This is a genomic window from Streptococcus porci DSM 23759 (genome assembly GCF_000423765.1).
In the GTDB taxonomy this organism is placed as follows: Bacteria; Bacillota; Bacilli; order Lactobacillales; family Streptococcaceae; genus Streptococcus; species Streptococcus porci.
The window spans coordinates 170,825-182,557 of sequence record NZ_AUIP01000001.1 but is presented as its reverse complement, the minus strand read 5'-3'; the positions used below and the strand labels follow the sequence as shown (position 1 = coordinate 182,557).

12 protein-coding genes are annotated in these 11,733 nt (G+C 40.3%); 2 read left to right on the top strand and 10 right to left on the bottom strand.

Going from position 1 to position 11,733, the window contains the following annotated elements; translation table 11 throughout:
- Nucleotides 1-185 precede the first annotated feature (185 nt).
- The 8 genes from G576_RS0101015 to G576_RS0100980 form a co-directional block, all read right to left on the bottom strand.
- Nucleotides 186-1,139 carry an ABC transporter permease gene (locus tag G576_RS0101015; protein ID WP_027972972.1) on the bottom strand — a complete coding sequence of 318 codons (954 nt, stop codon included), beginning with the start codon at nt 1,137-1,139 and terminating at the stop codon, nt 186-188.
- Between the two features lies 1 nt (nt 1,140).
- Complete coding sequence (locus G576_RS0101010) at nt 1,141-2,202, bottom strand: ABC transporter permease (protein ID WP_027972971.1); 1,062 nt, start codon at nt 2,200-2,202, stop codon at nt 1,141-1,143.
- A gap of 14 nt (nt 2,203-2,216) precedes the next feature.
- Entirely contained in the window at nt 2,217-3,737 is a 1,521-nt protein-coding gene (locus G576_RS0101005; RefSeq protein ID WP_027972970.1) for an ABC transporter ATP-binding protein, read from the bottom strand.
- Between the two features lie 148 nt (nt 3,738-3,885).
- Nucleotides 3,886-4,950 (bottom strand): BMP family lipoprotein, encoded by a 1,065-nt coding sequence (locus G576_RS0101000; protein WP_027972969.1) that lies wholly within the window; start codon nt 4,948-4,950, stop codon nt 3,886-3,888.
- Between the two features lie 80 nt (nt 4,951-5,030).
- Entirely contained in the window at nt 5,031-5,501 is a 471-nt protein-coding gene (locus G576_RS0100995) for a cytidine deaminase (RefSeq protein WP_083959896.1), read from the bottom strand.
- Entirely contained in the window at nt 5,407-6,069 is a 663-nt protein-coding gene (gene deoC / locus G576_RS0100990) for a deoxyribose-phosphate aldolase (protein ID WP_027972967.1), read from the bottom strand. Before deoC ends, G576_RS0100995 begins: the two co-directional genes overlap by 95 nt.
- 15 nt (nt 6,070-6,084) lie before the next feature.
- Nucleotides 6,085-7,362 (bottom strand): pyrimidine-nucleoside phosphorylase, encoded by a 1,278-nt coding sequence (locus G576_RS0100985; protein WP_027972966.1) that lies wholly within the window; start codon nt 7,360-7,362, stop codon nt 6,085-6,087.
- Nucleotides 7,363-7,417: 55 nt separating this feature from the next.
- Entirely contained in the window at nt 7,418-8,014 is a 597-nt protein-coding gene (locus G576_RS0100980) for a class I SAM-dependent methyltransferase (protein WP_027972965.1), read from the bottom strand.
- Between the two features lie 242 nt (nt 8,015-8,256).
- On the opposite strand from G576_RS0100980, the gene coaA reads away from it, so the two are divergent.
- Together coaA and rpsT are read left to right on the top strand one after the other, a co-directional pair.
- Nucleotides 8,257-9,177, top strand: coding sequence for a type I pantothenate kinase (gene coaA / locus G576_RS0100975; protein ID WP_027972964.1), 921 nt, complete (start codon nt 8,257-8,259; stop codon nt 9,175-9,177).
- A 52-nt stretch (nt 9,178-9,229) separates the two neighbouring features.
- Nucleotides 9,230-9,478 carry a 30S ribosomal protein S20 gene (gene rpsT, locus G576_RS0100970; protein ID WP_027972963.1) on the top strand — a complete coding sequence of 83 codons (249 nt, stop codon included), beginning with the start codon at nt 9,230-9,232 and terminating at the stop codon, nt 9,476-9,478.
- Between the two features lie 267 nt (nt 9,479-9,745).
- Here the strand turns inward: rpsT and G576_RS0100965 are convergent, their stop codons facing one another.
- Both G576_RS0100965 and G576_RS0100960 read right to left on the bottom strand, forming a co-directional pair.
- Nucleotides 9,746-11,053 (bottom strand): sensor histidine kinase, encoded by a 1,308-nt coding sequence (locus tag G576_RS0100965; protein WP_027972962.1) that lies wholly within the window; start codon nt 11,051-11,053, stop codon nt 9,746-9,748.
- Complete coding sequence (locus G576_RS0100960) at nt 11,046-11,720, bottom strand: response regulator transcription factor (RefSeq protein WP_027972961.1); 675 nt, start codon at nt 11,718-11,720, stop codon at nt 11,046-11,048. The genes G576_RS0100965 and G576_RS0100960 overlap by 8 nt, the downstream gene beginning before the upstream one ends.
- Nucleotides 11,721-11,733: the final 13 nt, after the last annotated feature.

Below are 11,733 nucleotides of genomic sequence, written 5' to 3'. Positions count from 1 at the left end.
TCTTTCAAAAAAATAAATTTTGTTTACTTAGTCATTTTAACATAAAACAAAAGCGCTTTCTAATAATTTGCTCACTGTTATATAGTAAAGTTTAAAAACTCTCTGAAGCTCATTTTTAACACGATATCATTGTATTATCTGTTATACAAAAATGAGATTAACTTCTTGTTAATCTCATCCTCTTATTATTTAGACTTGATATAGTTAACACCATCTGCCTTAGGAGCGACTGCTTTTCCAAAGAAAGCAGCAAGGGCAACTACTGTAATCAAATAAGGTGCCATTTGAAGATAGACAGTTGGAATATTTTGCAATCCTGGCAACTGCCCTCCGATAACTGCCAAACTTTGAGATAATCCAAAGAAAAGGCTAGCAAGCATCGCACCAAGTGGGTTCCACTTACCAAAGATAACTGCGGCAAGAGAAATAAATCCTGAACCAACGATTGTCGTTGCTGAGAAATTGATGTTAACAGATTGGGCGCTTACGGCTCCTCCTATTCCTCCAAGGAATCCAGCGATCATGACACCAGCAAAACGCATTTTATAGACGTTGATTCCAAGTGTATCTGCTGCTTGTGGGTGTTCTCCGACGGAGCGCAGGCGAAGACCAAAGCGAGTCTTATAAAGAACAAACCAAGCCACAAAGGCTGTTACGATAGCAACATAGCCCATCAAACTAGTGTTCTTGAAGAAAAGCTCTCCAAGAACTGGAATTTTTTCCAAACCTGGAAATGAAAACTTACCAAATGACTGACGGATAGAGTCCGTTTGCCCTTTACCATAGATAACTTTTACCAAGAAAACTGAGAAAGCTGGCGCCAAAAGATTAAGCACGGTACCAGACACCACATGGTCTGCACGGAAGATAATGGTTGCTGTTGCGTGAATCATTTGAAAGAGAATTCCTACAATACCGCCGACTAAGACAGCTAGTAGTGGAGTTATACTACCGAACTGCTGTGCAAACTCGAGATTGAAAACGACGCCCGCAAAAGCTCCAATAACCATAGTTCCTTCAAGACCAACGTTTACGATACCCGCACGTTCCGAAAAAACTCCTCCAAGACTGGTGAAAATAAGCGGTGCAGAATAAATCAACATCTGCGAAATTAGTAAAGCTAACAAGTTTAAACTCATCTTATTTATCTCCTTTCGCAAAACGTTTAGATTTTAATAGCTGCTCAAAAATGAATTTCACACCGATGAAAAAGATGATTGAAGCCGTCACAACATTTACCAACTCTGGTGGAATTTGGGCACGAACCATACCTGATGATCCAACTGAAAGGGCACCAAACAAGAAGGCCGCAAATGGAATTCCCAGTGGTGAATTCGATGCTAGGAGAGCAACTGACATCCCGTTGAAACCAATGTCTAGGTTAGCTGACTGGATATAGACATTCTGGAATGTTCCAAGTCCCTGTACTGCTCCTCCCAGTCCAGCAAGAGCACCAGAGATAATCATTGACATAACGATTGTGCGTTTTGTACTCATACCAGCATAGTCAGCAGCTGTTGGGTTAAGACCTGCTGCACGAATTTCAAATCCAAGAGTCGTTTTGGCAAACAAAAACCAGATAACAAAAACTGCAATGATGGCAAAGAAGATACCAATATTCATACGAGAATTATCTGTTAGAGCTCGCAGCCATTCGGTTTGGTAGGAAGCATTGGCAGAAACATTGATGCTTGAGTCAGTATTTTTCATCAATTCATCCGCAAAGACCTCACGGATAATATGGTTTGAAAAATAGAGCAGGATGTAGTTCATCATAATGGTTACGATAACTTCACTGGTCCCAAGAAATGCTCTTAAGAATCCTGGAATAGCGCCAGCAATTCCTCCAGCAATCATGGCGATAACAACAGTTGCCAAAATTAAGAGAGGACGTGGCATATCAGGATTTGCTAGGGCAAACCAACCAGCAAACACCCAACCTACCAGTGCTTGACCTGATAGACCAACGTTAAAGAAGCCTGCACGACTTGCCACAGCAAAACCAAGTGCAGTAAAGACTAACGGAGCCACTGCTCGGAAAATTTCTCCGACACTCTTTACAGATCCGAAAGCGGTGTAGAGGAGCTCTTCGTAACCCCAAATTGGGTCATAGCCGAAGACTAACATAATCACTGCCCCAAGTAGCAGACCAGAGAAGACTGCCATCAAGGGAATCAGGATACTTTCATATTTTTTTAGCATATTGATTTCCTTTCTTACTTGAGATGGCCACCAGCCATAAGCTTACCAAGTTCTTGTTTACTTGTTTCAGCCGGCAACACAATGCCGTGAATACTTCCGTCATGAATAACAGCGATACGGTCTGATACATCAAGAATTTCATCAAGCTCAAAGCTGACGACAAGAACCGCTTTTCCTTTATCACGCTCAGCAATCAAGCGTTTACGGATGTATTCAATCGCTCCAACGTCTAGTCCACGTGTTGGTTGGCTAACAATCAATAAGTCGGGATCTCGATCAATTTCACGGGCAATAACAGCCTTTTGCTGGTTCCCCCCTGAAAGGGATTTTCCAGGGATGAGCTCTCCAGCACCACGAACGTCAAACTCAGCCATGAGTTGGCGAGCTTTTTCATTGATCTTAGAGTAATTCAAAATGCCGTTTTTAGAAATCGGCTCTTTATAGTAAGTCTGAAGGGCAAAATTTTCAGCCACAGTCATATCCAAAATCATACCATAACGATGGCGATCCTCGGGTACGTGTCCAACGCTGAGCTCTGTAATCTTACGCGGTGAGTAGTGCGTGACATCCTCACCCTTAATGGTAATCTTACCAGATTTAGCTTTTCGGAGTCCGGTGATAGCTTGAATAAGTTCGCTTTGACCATTACCATCAATCCCAGCAATACCAACAATCTCACCTGCCCTAACTTCAAGAGAAAGATTTTTAACAGCTGGAATACCTCGGTTTTCATTGACAACAAGATTTTCTATGGACAGGATAACTTCTTTTGGATTTGGTGCAATTTTTTCTGTTTTGAAAGAAACGGAGCGTCCAACCATCCATTCAGCCAGATCATCATTTGTTGCACCTGCGACTTCAACTGTCTTGATGGATTTTCCACGTCGGATAACCGTTACACGATCTGAAACTGCACGAATTTCGTCAAGTTTATGAGTAATCAGAATGATGGATTTTCCTTCAGACACCAAAACTTTCATGATTTTTAGCAGCTCTGCAATTTCATCAGGAGTCAACACCGCTGTTGGTTCATCAAAAATAAGAAGATCTGCACCACGATAGAGAGTCTTCAAAATTTCAACACGTTGTTGTGCGCCGACCGAAATATCAGCGACTTTTGCAGCAGGGTCAACATCTAGTCCATATTTTTGAGAAAGGGCTGTAATCTCCTCCGCAGCCCTTTTCAAATCAATCATGCCCGCTGGATTGGTTGTCTCGCTACCTAAAATAATATTTTCAGTAACTGTAAAAGCATCAACCAACATAAAGTGTTGGTGCACCATACCGATTCCGAGTTGAGAAGCCTTTGACGGAGACTCAATAGAAACAGTTTGACCGTTAATTACAATCTCACCACTGGTTGGCTCTAAGAGACCTGCCAACATATTCATAAGGGTTGATTTACCAGCACCATTCTCGCCAAGAAGAGCATGGATTTCACCTTTTTTGACATTCAAGTTGATTTGGTCATTTGCAACAAATTCACCAAATCGCTTTGTTATGTCTCGCATCTCGATGACATAATCCTGTGTCATAGTCTATTCCTTTCAAACTGTCATTTTTTGTCAGTAAAACCTACCAAGATTGATAGGCTTTACTGAGAGAAAATCTCCCAGTTTTCCCAAAAAAGGGCGACCGATGCCAGCCGCCTCTTCGGAATGTGAATTCTTATTCGAACTATAATTAAGGTTTTTCTGGTATTTCAACTTTACCATCAAGAATTGCTTTTTTAGCGTCAGCTACGGCTTTAGAAGCATCTTCTGAAAGGTTAGTTTCAGCCAATTCTACACCTTTATCAGCAAGTGTATAACGGACAATTTCGCCACCAGGGAATTTACCATCTGCTACCTTAGTTGCAATATCTTTAACGGCAGCGCCAACTTGTTTCAACGTAGATGCCAACACAAAGTTAGACTCTTTACCGTCTTTTGAAGTGTACGCACCCTCTGCTGATTGGTCACGGTCAACACCGATTACCCAAACTTTGTCAGCTTCTTTACGAGTTTCGTTTTCAGCTTTTGCTGCTGCAAAGACACCGTTACCTGTACCACCTGATGCGTGGAAGATGACATCTGCACCCGCTGCATATTGTGCTGCAGCGATTGTTTGACCTTTGGCTGCGTCTCCAAATGAACCTGCGTATTGAACATCAATCTTGATTGATTTATCAACAGATTTAACACCTGCTACGAAACCTGCTTCAAAACGGTCAATAACTTCACCTTCCATACCGCCTACGAAACCAACTTTTTTAGTTTTAGTTGATTTAGCTGCTGCTACACCTGCAAGGTATGAAGCTTCGTGATCCGCAAATCCAACACTAGCAACGTTATCTTGGTCAGCGACAACACTATCTACAATAACATATTTAGTATCAGTGTTATTAGGAGCTACTTCTTTAATCGCAGATTCCAAAGCAAAACCAATACCAAATACTAGGTTGTAACCACCTGAAACTGCAGAATCAAGGTTCGTAATATAGTCTGATTCACTTTGTGATTGGAAATAGTCATAACCGTTACCTTTAGAAAGACCAGCGGCATTACCCCACTCTTGAAGACCTTCCCAAGCTGATTGGTTAAACGAACGGTCATCAACACCACCGATGTCGGTAACAATAGCAGCTTTTACGCTTGTTTTAGCATCCGCTGAAGAATCAGCATCTTTTTTAGCTGTACGACTTCCACAAGCAGCAAGAGATAGTGCTGCAACAGTAGCTAGACTAAGTCCAACAAATTTCTTGTTCATGTTTATGAACCCCCCTAAATTATTTTATGCAACAGAGTTGCAAGTTAAAATGATAAAGTAACCCGAAGGTTAGACACAGATTAGGTCAAATCTGTAAAAGAGTATGGTAATAACTCCCCGACCGTCGTCTCGACCGTCTGACCATTTTTAGCAATTAAGGTCACCTTGGCAGTTGGTTCAAAGAACTCTGCCATAACTTGTCGGCATGCGCCACAAGGTGATACAGGCTTGGATGTTTGGCCATAGATAGCAATTTCAGATAATTTGAGATGTCCATCTGATACGGCTTTAAAAATAGCCGTTCGTTCCCCGCAGTTTGTTAAACCGAAGCTAGCATTTTCAATATTACAGCCTGTATAGACTGTCCCATCTGCGGTCAAAAGAGCTGCGCCGATTGGAAAATGCGAATAGGGCACGTAAGCTCGATTGCTCGCTTCAATAGCCAACTCAACTAGATTAGTAGCCTCCATTGACTTTCTCTCCTTTGATGATAGCAACACCAGATGAAGTTCCAAGTCGAGTTGCTCCTGCTTCAATAAAAGCTTTTGCATCTGCTAGAGAGCGTGCTCCACCGGCTGCTTTGACACCAATATCTGGGCCAACAGTTTGACGCATAAGAGCCACATCCGCTACTGTCGCACCACCTGTTGAAAAACCAGTTGATGTCTTGACAAAATCAGCTCCCGCTTTAACTGACAGTTGGCAAGCCGTTACTTTCTCCTCGTATGTCAATAGGCAGGCCTCAATGATGACTTTAACCAGTTTTCCATTCGCTGCTTCAACCACCGAACGAATATCTTCTTCAACAAGTTCAAGGTTGCCGGTTTTCAAGGCTCCGATGTTGATGACCATATCAATCTCATCGGCACCGTTTGCAATAGCGTCTCTTGTCTCAAAGGCTTTTACCGCCGAAGTTGTTGCCCCCAAGGGAAAACCAACTACAGTACAAACATTAACATCTGATTCAGCAAGCGCTTGAGCTGAATATTTTACCCAAGTTGGATTGACACAAACACTAGCAAAATCGTATTCTTTTGCTTCTTTCAATAACTGATCAATTTGTTCTTGAGTGCTTTCTGGTTTTAATAGAGTATGGTCAATATATTTGTTAATAGACATTATGTTTCCTCGTAACTAACTAATAATTTTTAGAATTTCTTGTGACTCAACCCGTTCATCATCTATTTTAACATTTTTTTGAAATTCTGTAAGCATTTCATCACACAAAATTTCGTTTGTGTAAATTTTTCCAATCGTTTCACCGATTTTCACAGCATCTCCGACCTTTTTATCGAACACTATTCCTGTTTCATAATCTAAAGAGTCGGTTTTTACAGCTCGACCTGCTCCCAGTCTCATAGCGAAAAGTCCAAATTCCAGGGCTGGCAAAGCCGTGATATAGCCTTCTTTTTCGGCCTTCACTTCTGTGATAAAAGCTGCGCTGGATGGACGATACAGATCCTCTAAATCACCACCTTGTGCTACAACCATGTCTTCAAATTTTTGTAGAGCTCTGCCATTAACCAAGGCGTCGTGAATTTCATCCAAAGACTTATCAAGACCTGCTAGTTTCAGCATGATTTGGGCTAATTCGCAGATAAAATGGGTGACATCCTTGCGACCCTTGCCTTGCATGATTTCAATCGCTTCAAGAACTTCTAAACGATTTCCTATTGCCCGTCCAACTGGTTGACTCATGTTTGTAATGACTGCAATGGTTTTACGACCTACTTCACTGCCAAGTGCAACCATGGTCTCAGACAATTTTTCCGCATCTTCGAGAGTTTTCATGAAGGCACCATCACCTACCGTGACATCTAACAAGATGCTGTCTGCACCTGCTGCGATTTTCTTAGACATGACAGAGCTAGCGATTAAAGGAATAATATCTACGGTTGCAGTCACATCACGCAGAGCGTAGAGAAGTTTATCAGCCTTGACCATGTTATCAGACTGGCCGATGACCGCCAGACCAATATCTTGTACTTGCTTGATAAATTCTTCTTGAGTACGCTCGATTTGATATCCTTTGATTGATTCTAATTTATCAAGAGTACCACCTGTGTGACCCAAGCCACGACCACTCATCTTAGCCACTGGCACACCAAAAGAAGCTACTAGCGGTGCTAAAATCAAAGTAACCTTATCGCCAACACCACCCGTGGAGTGCTTGTCTGTCTTAATTCCCGGAATTGCAGACAGATCAATTTGCTCACCAGAAGCAACCATACTCATGGTTAAATCCCGAGTTTCTCTCATGCTCATGCCACGGAAATAAACCGCCATCGCAAAAGCCGCCATTTGATAATCAGGAACAACCCCTTTCGTATATTCAGCAATTAACCACTGGATTTCCTCAGTGGTGAGTTCCAAGCCATCTCTTTTTTTCTGAATTAAATCGACAGTTCTCATCATTTATCAACAGCTCCTTTCTTCAAAACATACCTATCATATTTCTTAGGTGTCTTTAATTTCCTTCTTTTATGCTTCTAAGGATATAGTAACCTTTGTCCTTTTTGACAACCTCACAGTTTCCAAAAACATCCTCCATCTTGGCTTTTGCAGAGGGTGCGCCTTGCTTTTTCTGGATAACGATGGTTAAGTCACCGCCATCTACCAAGTGCTCATAAGCTCCTTGTAGAACTTCATGAACCACCGCCTTACCAGCACGAATAGGAGGATTTGAGATGATGTGATTAAAAGCCCCCTCCACATTTTCATAAAGATTTGATTGAAAAATAGCTGGCGCAACACCATTCTTAGCTGCATTTTGTTTTGCCAAATCTAAAGCACGATTATTGATATCCACCATCGTCGCTGAAACGCCTTGAACCTTGCTAAGAGCAATTCCTAGAGGTCCATAGCCACAACCAACATCTAAAAGGCTATCACCGTACTCAAATGCTAAGCAGTTAAGAAGAAACTGGCTTCCATAATCAATCATTTTTTTTGAAAATACTCCTGAGTCAGTCATAAATGAAAAGGACTCACCTAAAAGCGTCACTCTCAGTTCATGCAAGTCGTGAGCGCTATCTGGATTTTCTGTATAGTACATATTAGCCATATCTTCTCCATTCAAACAGGGCAATAGAAACTCTTACTTCAGTTTCTTTTCAGCCCGGATTCTAATTATATCACACCCAGTAAACGGTTGCAATCTTCCCAAATTTATTCTGTTTTAGCAATTTCCGAACATTTATCCTGTCATTTACGATGTTCTTCTTTGATCTATAAAAGTTGTTCGATTTTTATCGAAAATACATAGTTAAAGCTCGGATTAAACGTGAAAAATGCTATAATATCACTATGACAAATGAATTTATTAATTTTGAAAAAATTTCTCGAAGCCGATGGCAGGAACTCCATCAAACTACTGCTCCGCTTTTAACGGAAGAAGAACTAGAGAGCATCAAATCTTTAAACGATAAAATCAACATTCAAGATGTGATTGATGTTTATCTTCCACTGATTAGCCTTATCCAAATTTACAAACACAATCAAGAAAATCTGGCCTTTTCAAAAGGGATTTTCCTGCAAAAATATGTGGGAAAACGTCCCTTTATCATCGGTATCTCGGGTTCAGTTGCTGTTGGAAAATCAACAACTAGTCGCCTCTTGCAGTTACTTCTGACTCGTACCTATAAGGACAGTCGTGTTGAGTTGGTCACGACTGATGGTTTTCTCTATCCAAATGCAACACTCATTGCACGCAATATTTTAGATAAAAAAGGCTTTCCAGAGAGCTATAATATGGAACTTCTCATTAATTTCTTGGATGCTATGAAAAATGGAGCTGACGCTTCTATTCCTGTCTATTCTCATGAGATTTATGATATCGTTCCAGATAAGTTACAGACCTTGTCTGCGCCTGACTTTTTGATTGTCGAAGGGATTAATGTTTTTCAGAATCCGCAAAATGAACGTCTCTACATGAGCGATTATTTTGATTTTTCTATCTATATTGATGCAGACAGTAAATACATCGAAAATTGGTACTTGGAACGTTTTCAAGCTCTGCTGGCTTTGGCAGAGAAAGATACTAGCAACTATTACCACAAGTTTACCAAATGGTCAGCTAAAGAAGCGCTAGCTTTTTCTAAAAATATTTGGAAAACCATCAATCTAGTCAATCTTGAAAAATATATCGAGCCAACTAGAAATCGTGCAGAGCTTATTTTACATAAGTCTAAGAATCATAAAATTGATGAAATTTACCTGAAAAAGTAATTTTAGCTTGCCAAATGACTGCTTTTTCTATATAATAAGGAAGTTAGTAAAAATGGAGGTAAGAACATTGGCAAACATTAAATCAGCTATCAAACGCGCTGAGAAAAACGTTCAAGAAAACGCTAAAAACTCAGCTCAAAAATCAGCTATGCGTACTGCTATCAAGGCATTCGAAGCAAACCCAACTGAAGAGCTTTTCCGTGCTGCTTCTTCAAGCATTGACAAAGCCGAAACTAAAGGTTTGATTCATAAAAACAAAGCTAGCCGTGATAAAGCTCGTCTTGCAGCTAAACTTGGCTAATTCGCACGACCCCTTGTGGTCGTTTTTTAATCCCTTGATGACTAGTATCAGTATCTCAAGGAAACCATCTTATCTAAAAAGATTCTCAACACTCTCAAAAATCTGCTGAAACAGTGTTTATCCTAGATATCTGTTTGAGGAAAGGCTGGTAGAGGCAGATTACGTTATTGATTTAAACTTCAGTCATCAAGTAAAACTTTCATCCTCTAGGTCAGTAAGAGGCTAAATTCAGTCAAAAAGGCAACGCTTATTTAGTGCGTTGCCTTTTTATAGTCTAACTTCAAAAATTGTTCCTTGAGGCTTGTTATCTTTGATGGTAATCTGTCCTCCAAGTGAATCAATAATTTGTTTGGCTAACGAAAGTCCGAGACCAAAACCTCCTTTTTGTCGCGTTCTGGCCTTATCAACCCGATAAAAACGGTCAAAAACTTTCTTTTTATTCTCATCATTAATACCAAAGCCATTGTCAGCCACACGGATAAAAAGGTGTCTTTCCGTCGTTCTAACTTCAAAATCAATCTTTCCGTCATCGCCTGTGTACTTGACCGCGTTGTCAAAAAGAATGGTCATCAACTGCTTAAGCAATGTTTTATCAGACCTGATTCGTCGATTTACCAAATTTTTTCCGACAAAACCCTTGTTCGCTTCATCCGCTATCATCTGATAATTGCTAAAAATATCAGAAAAAAATTCTGGATTGATGTCCGTCATTTCTAAATATAGCCCATCATCTCGACGCGCCAAATTGAGAAGATTGGTCGTCAAAATCCGCATATTGCGAACTTCTTCTAGACTTGAAGCAATATTTTCGCTATTCTCCATAACGGTTGACTCAGGTTTCCTGAAAAGAGATTCTAACCGATTTTGTAAAACAGCAAGAGGTGTCCGCAATTCGTGACTGGCATTTTCGACAAAACTCTTTTGTTTTTCATAATTTTCAACAATAGGCTTGCGAGACCAGTGAGCTAAATAGACACTTGCGCCGATTGAGATAAACCAAAATATAATCATAACAGTGATGATTATGGTGCATGAACGTTGCGTGGACTCCTCAATTTGTTTGACACTCACCAAAAAAGTTGCGTATTTGACCTGAGGATAGTTTGAATTAGTCACTTCAACGGTCACAGCATGGTATTTTTCAACCTGCCCAAACTTTGTTTCAGTACTCCCTTCGATAATTTTACCTAAGTGCTTAGTGTTCAAACCAACATTAGAAAATTGTGAAAAAGCATCCGCAGTATTGAAAAGATTTCCATTCTCATCAAAAAAGAGAGCATCCACATTCATTAACTTATCATTAGGTTTTTCTTTGTTAGGAACTGATTCGATAACAACTCCGGTCTCATTATTCTCAAAGTAGAGGCTACGAGACATTGCCATATTGACATAACTATTAACCGAATCAACCGCACTTTCCAGACTACTGTCAACCGAAGAATAAATCCCCGTTCGAATTACCTGGAGGATAATGACAGTCATCACAAAGAAAATCCCTGTAAAAACAGAGAAAAATCTGAAAAAAGTTTTGGGATTTTCCTTGTCTTTTCGCCACAGTTTGAACTTTTTAACCATTTTTTAGAATGTACCCCACGCTTCGCAAGGTTTGAAGATTGTCTCCAAAAGCAGAGCCCCTCAATTTTTTACGAATTTTTGAAACGTATACCTCAACTACAGAGATTGTCGTGTCACTATCAAAACCCCAGAGGCGGTCAAAAATCTGTGTCTTAGGCAAAATCACATTCTGGTTTTGTAAAAAATAAACCAAAAGTTCAAATTCTTTACCAAGCAATTCAACTTCGACTCCATCAACCTTTGTCACATTGGTAGTTAAGTCAACGACGACATCTCCGTAAGTGAGATTGTTGTCTGTCAGCTTTCCAGAACGTTTGAGCAGTGCTTGGATGCGCATCTTCAATTCTTCCAGATAGAATGGTTTTGTCAAATAATCGTCTGCTCCCAGCTCAAATCCGTGACCTTTATCATCCAAACTTTCCTTAGCAGTCATGATTAGCACTGGCGTAGAAATCCCTTTATCACGTAGCTCTTTCAGAACTTGGAATCCATCTTTTTCCGGCAACATGAGATCCAAGAGAATCAGGTCATAGATTCCGGATTCAGCTTCATAAATCCCTTCTTCCCCATCAAAAACCTGCATGACATCTGCAAAACCATCATCTAAGAAATCAAAAACCGAATTTGACAAACTCAAATCATCTTCTACAAGTAAAATTTTTATCATAGGGTAACCTCTT